19 protein-coding genes, 1 tRNA gene and 1 riboswitch are annotated in these 16,550 nt (G+C 55.1%); of the genes, 3 read left to right on the top strand and 17 right to left on the bottom strand.

The window, feature by feature from the left end; all coding sequences use genetic code 11:
* Positions 1-148: 148 nt before the first annotated feature.
* The 10 genes from Q0Z71_RS06940 to Q0Z71_RS06895 form a co-directional block, all read right to left on the bottom strand.
* Positions 149-1,180 carry a DUF262 domain-containing protein gene (locus tag Q0Z71_RS06940; protein ID WP_298019955.1) on the bottom strand — a complete coding sequence of 344 codons (1,032 nt, stop codon included), beginning with the start codon at positions 1,178-1,180 and terminating at the stop codon, positions 149-151.
* Positions 1,177-1,767, bottom strand: coding sequence for a hypothetical protein (locus Q0Z71_RS06935; RefSeq protein WP_298019952.1), 591 nt, complete (start codon positions 1,765-1,767; stop codon positions 1,177-1,179). Before Q0Z71_RS06935 ends, Q0Z71_RS06940 begins: the two co-directional genes overlap by 4 nt.
* A gap of 101 nt (positions 1,768-1,868) precedes the next feature.
* Entirely contained in the window at positions 1,869-2,516 is a 648-nt protein-coding gene (locus Q0Z71_RS06930) for a flavodoxin family protein (RefSeq protein ID WP_298019950.1), read from the bottom strand.
* A 13-nt stretch (positions 2,517-2,529) separates the two neighbouring features.
* Positions 2,530-2,940, bottom strand: coding sequence for a peptide deformylase (locus Q0Z71_RS06925; protein ID WP_298019948.1), 411 nt, complete (start codon positions 2,938-2,940; stop codon positions 2,530-2,532).
* A 241-nt stretch (positions 2,941-3,181) separates the two neighbouring features.
* Positions 3,182-3,257: transfer RNA gene (locus Q0Z71_RS06920), tRNA-Pro, on the bottom strand.
* A gap of 342 nt (positions 3,258-3,599) precedes the next feature.
* Complete coding sequence (locus tag Q0Z71_RS06915) at positions 3,600-5,126, bottom strand: O-antigen ligase (protein WP_298019946.1); 1,527 nt, start codon at positions 5,124-5,126, stop codon at positions 3,600-3,602.
* 21 nt (positions 5,127-5,147) lie between these two features.
* Positions 5,148-6,164 carry a glycosyltransferase gene (locus Q0Z71_RS06910; protein ID WP_298019944.1) on the bottom strand — a complete coding sequence of 339 codons (1,017 nt, stop codon included), beginning with the start codon at positions 6,162-6,164 and terminating at the stop codon, positions 5,148-5,150.
* Positions 6,165-6,279: 115 nt separating this feature from the next.
* Complete coding sequence (locus Q0Z71_RS06905; protein ID WP_298019941.1) at positions 6,280-6,729, bottom strand: DUF6194 family protein; 450 nt, start codon at positions 6,727-6,729, stop codon at positions 6,280-6,282.
* A 49-nt stretch (positions 6,730-6,778) separates the two neighbouring features.
* Positions 6,779-7,528 carry a GNAT family N-acetyltransferase gene (locus Q0Z71_RS06900; RefSeq protein WP_298019939.1) on the bottom strand — a complete coding sequence of 250 codons (750 nt, stop codon included), beginning with the start codon at positions 7,526-7,528 and terminating at the stop codon, positions 6,779-6,781.
* A 53-nt stretch (positions 7,529-7,581) separates the two neighbouring features.
* Entirely contained in the window at positions 7,582-7,836 is a 255-nt protein-coding gene (locus Q0Z71_RS06895) for a TfoX/Sxy family DNA transformation protein (protein WP_298019937.1), read from the bottom strand.
* Positions 7,837-8,072: 236 nt separating this feature from the next.
* Here Q0Z71_RS06895 and Q0Z71_RS06890 point away from each other — a divergent pair, with 236 nt between their 5' ends.
* A complete protein-coding gene (locus Q0Z71_RS06890; RefSeq protein ID WP_298019935.1) occupies positions 8,073-8,792 on the top strand; it encodes a hypothetical protein in 720 nt (239 codons plus the stop codon).
* Between the two features lie 249 nt (positions 8,793-9,041).
* Here Q0Z71_RS06890 and Q0Z71_RS06885 read toward each other — a convergent pair whose 3' ends face one another.
* Positions 9,042-9,230, bottom strand: a complete 189-nt coding sequence (locus tag Q0Z71_RS06885) for a hypothetical protein (protein WP_298019933.1) — start codon at positions 9,228-9,230, stop codon at positions 9,042-9,044.
* Positions 9,231-9,298: 68 nt separating this feature from the next.
* Here Q0Z71_RS06885 and Q0Z71_RS06880 point away from each other — a divergent pair, with 68 nt between their 5' ends.
* Complete coding sequence (locus Q0Z71_RS06880; RefSeq protein ID WP_298019931.1) at positions 9,299-9,784, top strand: N-acetyltransferase; 486 nt, start codon at positions 9,299-9,301, stop codon at positions 9,782-9,784.
* A gap of 131 nt (positions 9,785-9,915) precedes the next feature.
* Here the strand turns inward: Q0Z71_RS06880 and metK are convergent, their stop codons facing one another.
* Positions 9,916-11,097: a methionine adenosyltransferase gene (metK, locus tag Q0Z71_RS06875; protein WP_298019929.1), complete on the bottom strand. Its 1,182-nt coding sequence runs from the start codon at positions 11,095-11,097 to the stop codon at positions 9,916-9,918.
* 90 nt (positions 11,098-11,187) lie between these two features.
* A riboswitch (SAM riboswitch) is annotated at positions 11,188-11,279 on the bottom strand.
* Between the two features lie 172 nt (positions 11,280-11,451).
* Between metK and Q0Z71_RS06870 the strand changes: the two genes are divergently transcribed.
* Positions 11,452-12,333, top strand: coding sequence for a rhomboid family intramembrane serine protease (locus tag Q0Z71_RS06870; protein ID WP_298019926.1), 882 nt, complete (start codon positions 11,452-11,454; stop codon positions 12,331-12,333).
* Between the two features lie 43 nt (positions 12,334-12,376).
* Here Q0Z71_RS06870 and Q0Z71_RS06865 read toward each other — a convergent pair whose 3' ends face one another.
* From Q0Z71_RS06865 to Q0Z71_RS06845, 5 genes are all read right to left on the bottom strand, one after another.
* Complete coding sequence (locus tag Q0Z71_RS06865) at positions 12,377-13,018, bottom strand: hypothetical protein (protein WP_298019924.1); 642 nt, start codon at positions 13,016-13,018, stop codon at positions 12,377-12,379.
* Positions 13,015-13,740, bottom strand: coding sequence for a permease prefix domain 1-containing protein (locus tag Q0Z71_RS06860; RefSeq protein WP_298019922.1), 726 nt, complete (start codon positions 13,738-13,740; stop codon positions 13,015-13,017). The genes Q0Z71_RS06865 and Q0Z71_RS06860 overlap by 4 nt, the downstream gene beginning before the upstream one ends.
* Position 13,741: 1 nt before the next feature.
* A complete protein-coding gene (locus tag Q0Z71_RS06855; RefSeq protein WP_298019920.1) occupies positions 13,742-14,083 on the bottom strand; it encodes a PadR family transcriptional regulator in 342 nt (113 codons plus the stop codon).
* A 183-nt stretch (positions 14,084-14,266) separates the two neighbouring features.
* Positions 14,267-15,148 (bottom strand): DUF3298 domain-containing protein, encoded by an 882-nt coding sequence (locus Q0Z71_RS06850; protein ID WP_298019918.1) that lies wholly within the window; start codon positions 15,146-15,148, stop codon positions 14,267-14,269.
* A 26-nt stretch (positions 15,149-15,174) separates the two neighbouring features.
* The gene (locus Q0Z71_RS06845) at positions 15,175-16,383 is read right to left on the bottom strand and encodes a nucleotidyltransferase family protein (RefSeq protein ID WP_298019916.1); all 1,209 of its coding nucleotides are present in this window, start codon (positions 16,381-16,383) and stop codon (positions 15,175-15,177) included.
* Positions 16,384-16,550: the final 167 nt, after the last annotated feature.

Raw genomic sequence — 16,550 nt, 5'->3', positions numbered from 1 at the left:
AAGACGTCTCTATTGCCGGCTGACTTCATTCAGCCAGAGTCTGCAAACTATTTTGCGCATAACTCTTGACGGCACCAGCACCCATATCGGTGATTCTTGATGTTTGTCATCAGTTTTTGATAGTAGCTCTTTGTTCGTTGGCACTAAATTAATCAGCAAATAGTTCTTTCTGAAGTGCGGCAAACCGATTCTTTCTGGCGTTAAGATCAGAAGAATTTCGGATACCAGAGGCATAAAGAGTCACATTCTCTTGGACATCTTCTTTTTCATCGTCGATTTTCTTCTGATACGCACTAATATTATTCCCAAACTCCAACAACTTTTCTCGAAGCTGATCACGCTTGTCCTGAGCCAGTGGCAACTTACTTTCTATTTCTGCCATAACAAGAAAGAGCGTATAAAAGTCAATCAGTTTACTCCAGCGAGTTTTTTTGATTTCTGGCAAAACTTGTATCAGTTCACTACATACCTTATTGAATACTGTTTCTACGTGCTCAACATCAGGATATTCTGTTTCATACATAACATAGTAATAATCTAATTTGTCTTTTTTATTCTGCGGGCCATTCAGAAATGCAATCGCTAACTCGCTGATGTATTCAACATCCATCATGCGTCTGACTTTTTCTGCCGAAAAGAGCCCAATATCCTTCCAATACTCGTTATCAGAAATACGGTTCATGGATTTAATAAAATCACCATTATATGTCGATTGTCGTAGCTCTTGTGCATTTAGCGCTACATTATTTTTATTAATCCGCTGAAATATAGACCTAATCTCATCATCAGTAATATCTGGTAAAGTTCGGACAACAAATCTATAAGAATAGAAATTTATCCTGTCTGCTTCGGATAAATCTTCAAAAGAGCACATACTCCATTTGTCGCTTTCTCCTTCAGAGATTTCAAATTCGCCAGCAATAAATCCAAGAACAGATCGAATACGTTGCTGTCCATCTACAATAATGTATTTTCTTCTTCCGTCTGCAGATATTTTTTCCTGAATATATATCTCAGGGATTGGATATCCATTCAGAACAGAGTCAATTAAATAGCTTTTCTGTTTATCTGTCCATACTGGGTTTCTCTGAAAAGGTGGACTCATCTCCAATTCCCCTGCGTCAAAAGCTTTCTTAAACCAAGAAATATTATATGTTGTTGTATCCAAATAGTTTTTCATCTCAACTTCTCCTCCAACAAAGCATTTTTGCGATTATCCACGCTTATCGCAAGATAGTTACGTACAGCGAGCTTATCCTTATAAATTCTAAAATTTATATTTCGGTTTTCTAATAAAGGATATGATTTGCTTTGTTTAATAATATTGTCCCATTCGGTACCAAATGATAACAAAGGGAGTATTTTATCAGTAGCAATAGTACCCCAATATATTAGCCGTTTTCTATGATCATCTAAAGCTTCTCTCATTTTGGGTTGTATAATGGTGCGAGATGTATAAATTAAATCGTGCCATGCCACATCGAAATAATGATGTGAAATTATGCTAACATCAACATCTGATTTTTCGTTAAATGCTTTGAAGTTTTTATTTGGATTTAAGCTAAAGCCAAGAGACGCTGAGCCAGTAATAAGTATATCAGCTGGATCAATTCGTAATTTCTGAGCAATCCCCTCGCGCCAACGAATATATTCCGTCTCTTGGGTATCAAATATATATGGAGTATGTTCAAGTATCCATTTTGTTATAAAAAATGATGTAGGGAGACTTTCTAACTCTTTCTTAATTATTTCAATGTCTCGTTCCACTATTTTTACCCCACAGACCACCGTTTAAAATATTGATCAGTGCTAAATGCATTATAGTTTATAGCAATACAAATTACAACAAAAAATGAGTTTATATTCAATCACACTTGCATCTTCGTGACCAGCGCAGCGCCCATCTCATACGCCTTCTTGCATTCCTGTGGGAATACAGTCTCATGCCGGAGTGTTTTCGCCTCGGGGTCAAATATCGACCAAGGCCAATCCATCTTGCTGTAATCCTTGAGCTGGAGGGTATCCCCGCTGACGAGGAGCTCCGTGGGCCCCACAAATCCACTCAGCGTCCGCTGATAGTTTTGCAGAAGATTCATGTAAGCCGTGTCCGGTGCGTTGCTGGTCATGATCAGCAGCACGGGGATCGGTCTCTGGTTACAGCAGGGCGTTTCCCGGTTATAGGTCAGATTTTGGAACACAAGGCGCTCATAAAGAGCCCGGAAGGAGGCCGTCATCTCCCCGAGATAGTTGGGAGAGCCGATAATCAACCCGTCCGATTCGCGGATGGCATCCAGTACCTCCGTCAGACCGTCGCGGCAGACACAGTGTCCCTTGTTCTGCTCTCTTTTGCAGCCGAAACAGGAAATGCAGCCGGTGTACCTTTCCAAACGGAACAGGTCGAATTTCTCCACGGTCGCCCCTGCGGATTCGGCACCTTTGGCCGCCTCAGTGATAAGGGTGTCCGTGTTCCAGCCTTTTCTCGGACCGGCGTTGACCGCAATGATTTTTTTACTCATACGCTTTGCCCCCTTAGATAATGATCCCCTCGCAGTGATCCACCTCATGCTGGATGATCTGGGCCGTCCAACCGGTAAAAGTTTTGAACCGCTTCTGGAATTTCTCGTTCTGGTATCGTACCTTGATAGACTTCCAGCGCTTTGCCGATCGGCTGCCCTCAAGGGACAGACAGCCTTCCTCCGCCTGATAGGGGCCAGAACGCTTGATAATCTCTGGGTTGAACATCACCATGTATGTGCTCTCGTTATCAAAGACGATGATGCGCTTGTTGACGCCGATCATATTGGCTGCCATCCCCACGCAGTGTTCCTTGTTGGCCGCAAGCGTGTCCAGCAAGTCCTGAGCCACGGGCAGATCTTCCGGAGTGGCCGGCTCCGCCTTTCGGGCAAGAAGGGTTTCGTCTCTCATGATTTCTCTTATCATCTGGGACCTCCTGTCAGGCAGAAAAAACTTTTCCCTATTTTACCACAAAACTATCTCTCTTTAAAGCGGCATCAAGTATTTAAATGCAGCTCGTGCGTCTCTATAAACAAAGAATAAAGCCATAGCATAAAGAGTTAGGAAAACCGTATTTGAGAGTTCCGGCACGAGAGATACGACACATTGCATAATTGAACTTTTAACGCAGAAAAACCGCCTTTTCAGGCGGTTTTTCTGCGATTTTTGGTCCGAGTGACAGGGTTCGAACCTGCGGCCTGATGGTCCCAAACCATCCGCGCTACCAACTGCGCTACACCCGGATATTCAAATCAAAAGTTCTGCTGTCTGTGGTCATTCATGTGGTCAAAGAGGTTTCCTTGCCCGGTTCGGCGTTCTGAGAAAATCCCGCAAACGCCCGTGTTCCAAGGCTTTCCGGGCTTCTGACATTCCTATCATGGATAGGCGGAGCCGCACTCCCAAACCACCCGCGCTGCCGACTGCGCTAATCCTGAATATTTAATCTCAATGTATTTTATTATAGCACGGAAATCCTTGGGTTCAAGTCTTTCCTTCCTATTGACTTCTTCAGCCACAAAATCATACTCGTTAGATGGGCCAGGAATCCCTGGCCCATCATTATTTTACCGATTTATCTGCCAAAGTCAAGGGGTTTCTTTGCCCTCTGTGCGGCAGATCTTCACACCCGCTAAAGCCACCGCGAAAACGAACCAGAAAATACACATGACGCGGGGGTAGTTCCAGAGATAATCCGCCAGGCCGCAGACCATGGCGCCGCACAGGGCCGCCGCCGCCGCGCAGGTGATGGTGCGTGCGGTGGAATCCGCGCAGTGGCGGACTGTGTGGGCGGCTCGCTTGATGTTCCAGAGCATGGAGGCCACGAAGCCGACCACACCCAGCAAACCAGCCTCTACCCAAACCTCCAAATAGAAGTTATGAGAATGAACATAGGGAAAATCCGCGTGGTAGAGATTCCACTCGGAAATGTATGCCTGGGGCGCGGCAGTTCCCAGGCCCGCCCCCCAGAGGGGCCGGCTGCGGATGACCTCTATGGCCGCTTTGAGCAGCGGTATGCGGCTGGCGGTGGAGGAATCCGCCGGATTGGCGATGGTCAGGATGCGGTTCCAGATCGTCGTCGGCAAAAACGGGACCGCCAGACAGCACAGCACCGCAAACGCCGGGATCAGCTTAGGCTTCCACAAAAACACCAAGACCACCATGGCGCAGGCCATGCCCACCCAGCTTGCCCGGGAATAGGTCATGCCCAAGGCCGCAATGCCCACAACAAATACGCCGGATGCCACCAGCTTGCTGAACAGGCGCCTGGAGCACAAAATCAGCGCCAGCACCAGGGGCAGCAGCAGGATCAAAACTTCCGCAAAGGTATTCGCGTTGTCAAAGTAGGATTCCACCCGTCCGGGCATTCCGGCATTGACCCTCAGGTCCACAGTGGAGCGGCTGACCTCCACGCCCTGGATGCGCTGGACGATGCCGTAGGCACCGGACACTGCCACGCAGACGGCGCCGCCTACGGTCAGGCGTTTCAGATCCTCTGTACAGCGGACAGCGCTCACCGTCACCAGGACGCAGAGGGCCGCGGAGATATGATAGAACAGGAACCGCAGGGACAGGGACGGCGCATAGGAGAAAAACACCGCCAGAAACATGGCGCCAAACAGCACCAGAGGATAAAATCCGATATTCGCCAGATCCAGCCGGAGGTCCTTCCGGTGCATAGCCCCCGCGTGGAACAGCACCAGCAGGGCCGCAAAGCCCAGCAGGCTGTACGCATTGTTCCAATAGGTAAACGGAATGATCCACAGCAGGCAGATACACCAGAACTGGGCGATGGCCGTCTCATCCCCCATCTCAAAGACCAGCCGGGCAAAAAAGCTGTCCTCAAAAGTCAGGGGCAGCGCGTTGTACAGCTTGTGCAGCAGTTGGCCGGGCAGGTTTACCAGCGCGGTCAGCAGGCGGCACAGACAGCTGTCCGGCCACGCCCGGGCCACGACGCCCTCCCGGCACAGGGGCCGCAGGACACGGCTCTCATCGATCTGGCGGTTACACCAACCGCCGGCGGCCTTTAGCACACGGTGGATGGCGCTGTCCTCGTACACAGCGCACAGCGTCAGCCACAGATGATACAGATAACTTTCCCGCAGAAGCGTCATAAAAAATTCGTCCTCGTTTCGTCAGATACGGTTTTTCAAACGGTACAGCTGTGTCAGAAGGCGGAAATGCCCGCCCCGCACCAGATCGGCCACCAGCTGTTTGTTGCGGTTCAGGCCCTCCGGCTTTAATCCGGCGATGGCCTCCGCCATCTCCGGGCGGCGGCAGAGGGTCTCCACGGCCTTCCGCTTCTGCGAAAGGGGCTTGTCGTTCCCCCGGGCATATTCGTTGCCGATGGCGATCAGCAGTCCGGCCCAGTTGGAATTCTCCCGCCACTGGGGCCGCGCCTCCTCCAGGCCGTATTTTTTCACCAGAGCCTCCTTCCGCTCCATAAAGCGGCCAAAGACTTGCATAAAGTCCTTCATATATTTATGGGTCGCTGATGCGGGATTCAGCAGGTAGCGGTACAACGGCTGTTCCGTCACCGCCAGCTTGTGGGCGTTGCAGAAATACTCCATCAGGAACAGCTCGTCCTCCAGATAGGCCCCTTCAAAGGTGATGTTTGCGGAGCGGAGGATCTCGGCGGAGAACAGGTACCGCCAGATAAAGCCGTTGAACACCGGCACCCGCAGGCGGTCTCCCAGAAGCGGATACACGATGCCCTCTCGGATGCCCTGCCCGTCATACACCCCGGCAGGCAGCAGCTTTTCCACGGATGTGCCGCCGTCAGGGCTTAGATTCAGGTGAGCGCAGCCCACGGTATCCGCGCCGCTCTGCTCCCGCAGGCACCACAGTGTCTCCAGTGCCCGGAATTCCAGGCGGTCGTCCGCATCCAAAAACGCGATATACGCGCCTCTGGCCTCCCGCAGGCCCCGGTTCCGGGCTTCGCTGACGCCGGCGTTCCGCTCCTGGTGAAATACCCGGATGCGGTCATCCTCCGCCGCGCAGGCCTCGCAGATGGCGGGAGAGGCATCGGTGCAGCCGTCGTCGATCAGCAGCAGCTCCCAGTCGGAAAAGGTCTGCTTGACCACGTTTTCCACACACTTTTTCACGTATTTCTCTGCCTGGTAGACGGGAACGATCACAGAAATGCTTGGCATAATACCCCTCCTTCAGAGATGACACCATGGGGACAACTTGATTGTACCCTATTCCGGCGGTCAGGTCAAGGCGGGGATTTGTCCCTCTCCCCTGCTGCCAAGATTCAAAACAACATTACAGTTTTCTCTTTCCGTACTTTTCTTTTGCGCATTCATACGCCTCCTGAATGAACGGTTTCAGTTCTTCAAATCGCTCCTCGGATGGATTTAGAACGCAAATCCATCCCATCCAGGCGTAAACAGGATGCGGAAGAATTGTGTTTATCAAGGAAAAATCATAGTCCATTTCGACAGTGCATCCCTTAGCAGGACGCTTTGGCGTTGGACCGAACATTCTGGAAAATGTGTCCTTCCGCACCCCCAAATTCACACGGTAAATATCTTTCCGGTCCAATATCGAACTCTTATCATGATCCCCATCTTTTTCCTTTACAGTTAAGATATAAATGCCCCGTTTCAGCTTTCCGTCAGGATTGTAGAAGATCCCGCGCTCACCCCAACTACTGACTAAAACGGTACCATCAAGGTTTTCAAGGCAGTATTTCAAAATTTCATCCGGCGCCATATATTCCCTTTCTGAAATTGACTTTTTGCACTTTACCACAACAACATCATCATCTTTTCAGCAGTCTTGTCAATGCGGCGGCATCCAGCAAATTCACAGTCTCAAATCTTCCCTTGTAGAACACGCCCCAGTTATTGAACACGCAGGGCAGTTCCTTTGCCTTTTGCAGCGTATCCACCTGCATGAACGATACCGGAACGGCATGGTCCTGACAATACCGCCTGACCATTTCCACGCTCTGGACGATATAGGGGCATTGCAGGTCATAGTAAATGGTCAGCTCCTGGCTCTCAATTGCCGGAGTCTTGATGTTGGGCGCGAACCTCGGCACGGTTCCATCAAAGGAGCACGCAAGCAGTTCATAGCCATAGTCGGTGGTATCGACCGCCTCAAAGCCGAATTTCTTCGCAAAGGCCTGGTCGGAGAGCCAGGCCTTTTGCCTGGCCGCTCCCAGCATGCAGACGCCGGACTGTCCCTTTGCCCTGGCATCCGCCAGGCAATACTCCATCAGCGCCCGTCCATAGCCTTTTCCCTTGTGGCTTCCGGTGACCCACAGGCAATACACATACACATAGTTGTCACCGATCACAGGCACCCAGGCGGTCTCCAGGGGCGCGTATTCGATAAAAACCACCGCTTTTTCGTTCAGTTTTCTAAAGACATGGCCTTCCTTCAGCCGCTCTGAAAGCCACTGCCGCTTTGCCTCAACGCCCGGATGGGGCTTTTTACTGCGGATGATGCAGCACAGATGCTCATGGGCGATATTTTCCGGCGTCAGGTTGATAAAATCAGCATTCATACAGCGCCTCTCCTTCAAATCTCCGTTTGGAAAGAACAAATCGGACGAACAGCTTATTGGAAGCTGTCGCTAAAGTCCTTCAGGTCCTTCTTCACTTCCTCGGGCAAACGGTGGTATTCCACATCTTCCACCGCGCCCTGAAGCGTATACAGATGGACCAGGCAGACATTGGGATAGCGCGTTTTCAGGCGGGCAAACGCCTCTTTGCTTCCCAGCCGCGCCAATTCCTCCGCCGAACAAATGCCGACGGACCGGAGCTTCCGCCCCATCTCTTTTCCAATATTCCGCATGGACGTCAGCTCCGCCATCAAACCACATCCCTTTCCAACTCACAATCGTGCTTTGTCTATACTATAACAGCATTCGTTCTGTATTTCAATCCGGCGGTCATTACTCATGTGCGGTAAAGTAACACAAGAAAACTTTGTTGAATCGACAGCCGTTCCACTATTCCGATTTCAGAAAACAAGTGCAAATCACCTTGCAGTATGCCAAGAAAATCGCTATAATTGTGCCATAAAAATATGGCAAGGGAGGATAATCAATGGGAGCTTTCGAGTTAATTGAGAAAAAAGAATATGATGCGTTTTGTGCATTGTATTTGGAAAGATCCCATTTGCAGAAAGAGCAATCAGAATATGCAGACCTAATGCCAGGAAATTATACCAAGGCTTTAATTGGAGCCAGACAGTATGAAACACTGGTATCCTTTTGCAAAAAAATGATTGCAGAAATTGGGGAAAATTCCCCTAAAATTGATCGGAGTTCATCGCTATTCTTTATTGCACTAAGTATCGGATATTTTGAACTGGGGAAATACCAAGAGGCGATACAAGCACTTCAAGATGGAAGTCGAGCTGCTTATCAAGACCGTCCCAGAACACAAGCCCCTGGTATTTTGTATTATGAGGCAACGATGCTCAATGACAAAAAGGCAAAGCAGGAAAGCAAGAAGTTGCTAAATGCTCGGTTAAGAAATAAAAATACGCTATCTCCCGAATTTGCAACGGCAAAATTTTTATTGGGAAAATGCAGCGAAGAGGAAATGCTCGCCCAAATAGAAATACATCCTCCCATTTTGAAGGAACGTGCAAAAGTACAAGCACTCTTTTACATGGCAGTAAAAGCATTTGAATCAGGTGATTTTGATGGATATGCAAAGAATCTCAAAGATGCTTGTGAACTATACAATAGCGTTCCAACCGTTACCTTAGAATTTGAATATCATCTGTCAGAGATTTGTCGTTCCCGAATTAACAGTTAAGTGCTTGTTCTAAAGGGAAAGATTCGACCCGTGGCCCCAATTTCGTCTCTCGGCTCATTTGCCCCTTTGGTCAAAGGGGCACAGCTTCTTTCGGAAGATGTATCTTGAACGGGACGGCAGCATTCCTTATAATCATAGTAGGCAGTCTTTTTGGGAGACTGCCGGCCTGTCGGGCGGATTTTCGACAGGCCGGGCAGCTCTTTTGCCTTTTGACAGAGTGAGCGGGTCCGTCTATTCTTGCGCGCCGCTCTACTCCACGAGCCCAGACGCCTGCATATTGGCCACCCGGGCCTGTAGCTCGTCCAGCGTGCCGATGCAGCCGTCCTCCCGCCGCAGAGTGGTCTGCGTCTCCGGCGAGAGGGTCTGGAAATACTCATAGGCGGACAGATCCTGGTCCAGCAGGTCTGTCAGGCAAAGATAGCTTGGAAATTTCTCCACCGCGTATCACCTCCAGCCCTATTCTGCCCTGCAAGCGGCGCAAAAACTCTGGAAAGAGGCCTGTTTTGATGGAAATTCGTCAGATTTTGGAGAATAAGCGGGAATTTCTGCCCCTGCTTCTGCTGGGCGACGAGCAGGAGAGCATGATCGACCGCTATCTGGACCGGGGCACGCTCTTTGCCCTGTACGACGGCGGCAGGCTGCGGACCGTCTGCGTGGTGACGGACGAGGGCGGCGGTGTGTTCGAGGTCAAAAACCTGGCCACCGCGCCGGACAGCCAGCGCAGCGGCTACGGACAAGCCATGCTGGCCTTTGCCGCGGAGCACTGCCGGAACAGCGGCGGACGGACGCTGCTGGCCGGCACTGGAGACAGCCCGCTGACCATCCCCTTTTACGAAAAATGCGGCTTTCGGGAGAGCCACCGGGTCCCGCATTTTTTTACCGATCACTACGACCACCCCATTTTCGAAGCCGGGCGGCAATTGACCGACATGGTGTATCTGAAAATGGCATTACAGCGTGACCAAGAGGAACCGCCATGCATGATACCCTGACCTTTGGATCCCTGGATGTCTCCCTCGGCGCACATGCCCCCTTCCTGATCTCCCATGTGCCGCTCACTATCACGGCACTGACAACACGAAAAAGTCCCGCCGTTGAACGGCGGGGCTTTTTTGCTGTGTGCTTATTCCGCCACAGCGGCCTTCAGGGCCTCTATGCGGTCGGTCTTTTCCCAGGAAACCCCCAGGTCCTCCCGGCCCATGTGGCCGTAGGCGGCCAGCTTCCGGTAAATGGGCCTGCGCAGGTCCAGGTCCCGGATGATGGCGGCGGGACGCAGGTCAAAGACCTTGCGGACAGCGGCTTCCAGCTTGTCGTCGCCCACGGTGCCGGTGCCGAAGGTATCCACCAGGATGCTGACGGGCTGGGCCACGCCGATGGCGTAGGCCAGCTGCACCTGGCAGCGGCGGGCCAGTCCGGCGGCCACGATGTTCTTAGCTACCCAGCGGGCGGCATAGGCCGCGGAGCGGTCCACCTTGGTGGGGTCCTTGCCGGAGAAGCAGCCGCCGCCGTGGGGGGCGCTGCCGCCGTAGGTATCCACAATGATCTTCCGGCCCGTCAGGCCCGCGTCCGCCGCAGGACCGCCCTTGACAAAGCGACCGGTCGGGTTGACATAATACTTTGTATTCTCATCCAGCAGTTCCTTGGGAATGACGACCTTTGCCACCAGCTCCACCATGTCCTGACGGATGCGCTCCAGGGTGACGTCCGGGTTGTGCTGGGTGGAGATGACCACGGTATCCACCCGGACAGGGCGGTCGTTCTCGTCATACTCCACGGTGACCTGGCTCTTGCCGTCCGGCCGCATATAGGGCACCACGCCGGTCTTGCGGACCAGGGTCATCTGCTTGCAGAGCTTCTGGGCCAGGGACAGGGGCAGGGGCATCAGCTCCGGTGTCTCGTCGCAGGCGTAGCCGAACATCATGCCCTGGTCGCCGGCGCCCTCGCCCAGCTGCGCGCCGGATTTGTCCTCCAAGGACTTGTCCACGCCCAGCGCGATATCGGGAGACTGCTCATCGATCGAGGTGATGACGCCGCAGGTGTCGCAGTCAAAGCCGTACTTGCCCCGGTCATAGCCGATGTCCCGGACCACCTCCCGGGCGACCTTGTCGATGTCCACATAGCTTTTGGTGGTGATCTCGCCCATCACGTGGATCAGGCCGGTGCAGGCCGTGGTCTCGCAGGCCACGCGGCCCTGGGGGTCCTGGGCCAGGATGGCGTCCAGAACGGCGTCGGAGATCTGGTCGCAGATCTTGTCGGGGTGACCTTCGGTCACGGATTCAGATGTAAATAAATAGTGTCTTGCCATCGTATTTGCTCCTTTTTGTATGTTCCCTTTCCAAGCGCATAAAAACTGCGCGTTTCGACGACGAAACGCGCAGAAAAACACTTTTTCTGGTCCTCATCTGTCGATACCGCCGGATTTGGCACCTTACAATGCAGGTTGCCGTGGTTTCACTGGGCCGTTCCCTCCACCACTCTTGATAAGGGTCATTTAATTGTTGCTATCATCTTAATCAGTTTTCGGCGGAATGTCAATATACATTTGCTGTTTTTTGTTGGAAAATTGCGGTCGTTTTCCATCGTTCAAAATTTATACATGATTTTTCCATCCAGAGTGGGTATAATCTCTTATCATACTGTTCGTGTTGGAGGGATCCTCTTGAGAAAGCTCAACGCCGCGGTGGACCGGTTCGCCTATAACCATCCCCGCTTCGGCATTCCAAACCTGATGCGGTACATCGTCTTCGGCAACGCTCTGGTCTATCTTTTGGCGGTGTTCGCCGGATACAACGCCGTCAGCTTCCTGGAATTCAACTGGCTGGCCATCAAGTCCGGAGAGCTGTGGCGGCTGGTCACCTTTATCTTCATGCCCGGTTACAGCTCTTCGCGGCAAGTCATCTGGCTGCTCTTTTTTCTGTATCTCTACTACATGATCGGCACCACCCTGGAGCGGGAGTGGGGCACCGCGAAATTCAGCCTCTACTATCTCTCCGGCGTGGTCCTGACGGTGGCCGCCGGCGTCATCATGGCGCTGGTCACCGGGCAGAATGTCTTTATCTCCGGCGCCGGCTATGTGAACCTCTCCCTGTTCTTTGCCTTTGCCATGCTGTACCCCGACACCCGGTTCCTAATCCTCTACATCATCCCGGTGAAGGTCAAATGGCTGGCCTGGCTTGACGCAGCGGTTTTTGCCCTGTCCGTTCTCACCAGCCTGCTTCATCTGGACCTGGTGGGGGCCCTGCTGCCGGTCATCGCCCTGCTGAACTTCTTCGTGTTCTTCTGGACCAACATCTCCGACGAGATCTCTTACCGTCGGGGCCGTACCAGGCATCAGTCCAGCCACCAGACCATCCAGTTCAAGGCCGCCGTCCGGCAGCAGCGGAAAAAGGAGGCGGAGCAGGGCTATCGCCACAAGTGCTCTGTCTGCGGACGCACGGACACGGATTTTCCGGACCTGGAATTCCGGTACTGCTCCCGCTGCGCGGGCTATCACTGCTTCTGCCAGGACCACATCAACAACCACGTGCATTTTACGGAATGATGAAACGGAGCCGCCCATTTGGGCGGCTCCGTTTTTCCAGGGTTCAGGTGGCCCAGGTGTGCTGCTGCGCTTCCACAGCCGTCACCGGCAGTCCCGCCTCATCAAACCCCAGCACCTCAAAGGCGTTGTAAGCGCCAACGGACACGTCCTCCAGCTTCGTCAGCACATACAGCTCCCCATCCCGCTCCCGGATATCCGCCGCCGGGATCTCCACGGTCCTGGTGCTGGGGTCCTCTCCATGCACATTCTCCGTGATCCGCAGGGACAGGCACCGGATGTCCGGGTCGTCCACGCGGCCAAACAGGTAGGCGGTCTCAGCCCCTCCCTGCCGGTGTCCGTAGACCTCGGCATAGAGGCCCGCGCCGTCCCAGGTCTCCACCCTGGCATAGGCCCGGTCATACCAGCCGAACAACGGGTGGTAGCCTGCCACGCACAGCATCATGGCGCGGTCCCCCTCCACCAGATAGTGGAGGGCGAACCGGGTGACGGGCAGCGTGCCGTCGTAAAACCGCCTCACCACCCTGGGGTGTTCGATGTCGTTGAGGTCCGCCATATCCCAGACCGCCTGGATGGGCAGGAAATTGTACAGGTTCCCTGCGGAGGCCAGAATCACCACCGCCGCCAGGATAGCACACCGCCGCAGGGCGGTCCGCTTTCGGGAGGACTGTTTCTCTCTCTTTTTCATGCGTCCTCCTCCCACAGCAGCGGCACCTGTGCCTCATACCGCTCCCCATACCGCTCACAGACCACGGTGAGATAGGGGTCGCCGTATTGGACCGTGCTCTGACAGTCAGAATAATCCACCACCCCGGAGACACTGGTGCTGCCGCATCCGCCAAAGCACACCTGCCCCCGGCAGTCCTCAAATGTCACGCGCAGGCCGGAGGTATATCCAAAGGGGCTTTGGTCATAGCAGCACAGCAGGACCGTGGCCGCCGGCTCTCCCTCCTCCGTCTTTCCCGTGCCGGAGCCGAGGATGCGCAGGACATCTGAGCCGACGGACAGGCGAATATCCAGCTTCTGGCTGATCTCCGCCTCCCAGTGGTCCGAGATGAAGGTCCAGGGCGCCAGCCGGGCCTGCAAGTTTTTGTATGTACCGTACACGCCGCTCAAAAGGCCCAGGGCCGACGTCAAAACCGCCAGGATCAGCGCCGCCTGCGCGATGCGGCCCAGCACCAGCCACCGCAGGGGGTACTGCCTGTCCAGCTCCCGGCCCACCTCTTCGGGGTCCCCCATCAGGGCCATGGTCCGCTCCTCCGCCAGCTCCGGCGGATACCCCAGATCCAGCAGGGCGCAGATGTGGTCCTCCATGTGGGCGTCGATCTCCGCCTGGATGGAGGTCCGCTCCGCCTCTGTCACCCGGCGGAGGGCGGCAAGGACCCGTTTGGTATATTCCTCTCTGGTCATATCACGCCGGATTCAGGCCCGCGCTGCTGCGCAGCACGGCGTTGACAGCCCCGGCATAGCTCTGCCAGGCCTCCGTCTCGCTTTTCAGCAGCGCGCCGCCCCTGCGGGTCAGGTGATAGTACTTCCGCATCCGGCCTGTGGGGGCCTCCTGCTGGTAGGCCTCCACCATGCCGGACTGCTCCAGGCCGTGGAGCACCGGATACAGCGTGCCCTCCTTCATCTCAAAGGTGTGGTCGGAGCGGCGGGCCAGCTCCAGGATCATCTGGTAGCCGTACATATCCTCCCCCGCCAGCAGGGACAGCACCAGCAGCTGGGTATGCTCGATATTCTGCTTCTTTTTCATAATGCACCTCCGTTGGAGATCAATACCTAGAGTTTCTAGGTCTATTATACATAGTATCTCTATGTATGTCAAGCAGAAAAACACGGGCCAAACGGCCCGCGCTTTCGGGTTTGTCTATTTCGCCGTGTCCCGGCCTTGTCTGAAAATTGGCGGAAAAAGGACGGTTGCGCGTTTTGGCATTTTTCAAACAAGGCCTAATCCCAGGACGGTCCGGCCGTGGCCGCTGAGGTGCGGCAGCAGCCATTCATAGGACAGCCGGAATTCCTGGGGACCGGCGCCATAGGCCGCCAGTTCGTAGGGGGAAAAGGCCACCGTCATACCCGTCTCGTCGAAGGACACCGCATAGCTGTCCCAGTCAGCAATGATGTGCTCATAATCCTGCCAGAAGAACGCCTCCGGCTCCATGCCGTTCTCCGCCGCCGCTGCGGCTGCCTGCTGGAGCAGCTCCTGCTGGACCACGGTCTGGAACGCCGTACTGTCCTCCGCCAAAACGCCCGTGTCAAAAAAGGTCCCGGAGGACAGATCAAAATTCCATCCCAGAAGCCAGATGTTGGGGTGCGCGCCTCCGGTATCGCTGTAATACTCCGCCGAAACGCTGACCAGGCAGTCGGTCTGATAGACCCGGCAGATCAGTTCCAGCGTGTAAGGCGTCCACGTGCCATCCTGCTCCTGCCGCAAGGCCAGGTCCTCCGCCGCGCTGTCCGCGAATTCCGGGAACTCCTCCGCCGCGGCCCATTTGCTGAATTTATCGTTGAACGTCCGCACCACCTCCGCGGCCTGTTCCTCCAGTTCCGTCTGCGGCTCCGTGATGACCGTGCCGTCTCCACGCAGGGCCTCCAGCACCGGCAGGTGGAACTGGTATGAGGCCAGGGGCGTACCGTCGTCCGCCTGGGCCTCCTCCTCGCAAAGGTCTATGGAAACCCTGTACTCCACCAGCTCCCGCGCCGAAAACTCCGCCTGCGCATAGGATACGGGCTCTTGTGGAATTTGCGTGTCCGCCGCAGGCGGGACAGAACACGCGGGCAGCAGGCTGATGACCAGCAGAAGGGCGATCAGTGGTATCATGGCAGTCTCCTTTCCGTCTCAATGCCTCACAGGATCACAGGCCCCTCCCTCCAGGCCTTTCCGCCCACGGCGGCAGAGAGGTCCGGATACGCCAGGGCATACAGGTCGGCGGCGCGGGCCTCCAGTTCAAAAAGCTCCTGGGCCGCCCGACCCAGCCGCCGGACATCCGCCGGTTTGGTGAGGACGGGCACCGACGCGGTTTTCCGCATTTCAGACAGCAGCGTGCGGCCCGTCCCGTTGGCGGCCAGCACCCGCAGGTAGGGGACCTCAGCCGGGAAACCGGCGGGCGTTATCCCCAGATACGCCCACAGGACCATCCGGCGCAGGCGGGCGCAGGCATACCGCTTTGTCTTGGCCGCTTCCAGCACCTCCGCCACAGAGGCTGCGGTGCGGCTGGCGCTGTACAGGCGGTTGCAGAGGCCCTCCCGCCCCTCGTCCAGGGCGGCGAAGTCCTGCTCGGTCATGGTCCGCAGCCGGGCCAGCACCGCCCGCTGGCAGGTCTCCGCAAACACCGGAGCGCGGCCGACGGCCTCCTCCTCCTGATAGGCCGTCCGCATGGCGGGGGCCATCAGCGCCAGCGCCGTCTCCCGCGCTCCCCTCCGCAGAAGATCGCGGATTGCGGAGGCCGAGGGGTTCTCCCCCTCCTGGACCGTCCCGTCGTGGGCGGCGCCCCGGCGGGGCACGGTCAAGGGCTGGATGGCGCTTCCCCGGCGCAGCAGGCTCTTGCAGTATTCCACGGCCAAAATATTGTTGGGTGTCTCCAGCAGCGCGGCCTTCTCCGGCCCCAGGATGCCCCGCACCGCCGCCTGACGGCAGGCGGCAAAGGACATGCCCTCGCCCAAAAAGCGGTGCAGCCCCGCCCGGTAAAGCTCTGAATCCAGGCAGGCGGCCACCTCCATCAGCGCCGCCGCGTCTCCGCACTCACTGCCGAAGGCCAGATGGGTCACAAGGCCCGTGGCGGCCAGGGTCTGCACGCCGCCGTCGGCAAACCGCTCCGCCGAGGAGACGGCCCATGGCAGCGGAAGCTCCAGCACCAGGTCCGCGCCGCTCTGGAGGGCGGCCTTTGCCCTGGCCCGGCGGCCCACAACGGCGAAGTCTCCCCGCTGGACGAAATCGCCGCTCATAGCGCAGACCACGGCGGTATCCGCCCCCAGCAGGCGGCGGGTCTCCGCCATCAGGTGGAGATGGCCGCTGTGCATGGGATTGTACTCTATAATGATACCCGCAGTTTGCACAGTTTTCACCCCTAACTGGTAACAAAAAAATGACATTTCGGTAAAAATGGTGGTTGTAACCCTGGGAAACTCTGGTATAATGATAATATCTTGGACTCTGTCCGGATCCGGCGGAGTCCCCTGTACGCTTTATTTTATCTTAAATTTGGAAAACCCGCAAGGTTTTC

Source organism: uncultured Dysosmobacter sp. (assembly GCF_947631635.1).
Lineage (GTDB): Bacteria > Bacillota > Clostridia > Oscillospirales > Oscillospiraceae > Oscillibacter.
Note: the sequence above shows the minus strand (reverse complement) of the source record. Positions and strands in the feature narration are given on the sequence as shown.

Excerpts from the sequence above, each read along its gene's own strand:
- Q0Z71_RS06940 (WP_298019955.1), bottom strand. The coding sequence starts at position 1,180 with ATGAAAAACTATTTGGATACAACAACATATAATATTTCTTGGTTTAAG.
- Q0Z71_RS06930 (WP_298019950.1), bottom strand. The coding sequence starts at position 2,516 with ATGAGTAAAAAAATCATTGCGGTCAACGCCGGTCCGAGAAAAGGCTGG.
- Q0Z71_RS06925 (WP_298019948.1), bottom strand. The coding sequence starts at position 2,940 with ATGATAAGAGAAATCATGAGAGACGAAACCCTTCTTGCCCGAAAGGCG.
- Q0Z71_RS06915 (WP_298019946.1), bottom strand. The coding sequence starts at position 5,126 with ATGACGCTTCTGCGGGAAAGTTATCTGTATCATCTGTGGCTGACGCTG.
- Q0Z71_RS06910 (WP_298019944.1), bottom strand. The coding sequence starts at position 6,164 with ATGCCAAGCATTTCTGTGATCGTTCCCGTCTACCAGGCAGAGAAATAC.
- Q0Z71_RS06905 (WP_298019941.1), bottom strand. The coding sequence starts at position 6,729 with ATGGCGCCGGATGAAATTTTGAAATACTGCCTTGAAAACCTTGATGGT.
- Q0Z71_RS06900 (WP_298019939.1), bottom strand. The coding sequence starts at position 7,528 with ATGAATGCTGATTTTATCAACCTGACGCCGGAAAATATCGCCCATGAG.
- Q0Z71_RS06895 (WP_298019937.1), bottom strand. The coding sequence starts at position 7,836 with ATGGCGGAGCTGACGTCCATGCGGAATATTGGAAAAGAGATGGGGCGG.
- Q0Z71_RS06890 (WP_298019935.1), top strand. The coding sequence starts at position 8,073 with ATGGGAGCTTTCGAGTTAATTGAGAAAAAAGAATATGATGCGTTTTGT.
- Q0Z71_RS06880 (WP_298019931.1), top strand. The coding sequence starts at position 9,299 with ATGGAAATTCGTCAGATTTTGGAGAATAAGCGGGAATTTCTGCCCCTG.
- metK (WP_298019929.1), bottom strand. The coding sequence starts at position 11,097 with ATGGCAAGACACTATTTATTTACATCTGAATCCGTGACCGAAGGTCAC.
- Q0Z71_RS06865 (WP_298019924.1), bottom strand. The coding sequence starts at position 13,018 with ATGAAAAAGAGAGAGAAACAGTCCTCCCGAAAGCGGACCGCCCTGCGG.
- Q0Z71_RS06860 (WP_298019922.1), bottom strand. The coding sequence starts at position 13,740 with ATGACCAGAGAGGAATATACCAAACGGGTCCTTGCCGCCCTCCGCCGG.
- Q0Z71_RS06855 (WP_298019920.1), bottom strand. The coding sequence starts at position 14,083 with ATGAAAAAGAAGCAGAATATCGAGCATACCCAGCTGCTGGTGCTGTCC.
- Q0Z71_RS06850 (WP_298019918.1), bottom strand. The coding sequence starts at position 15,148 with ATGATACCACTGATCGCCCTTCTGCTGGTCATCAGCCTGCTGCCCGCG.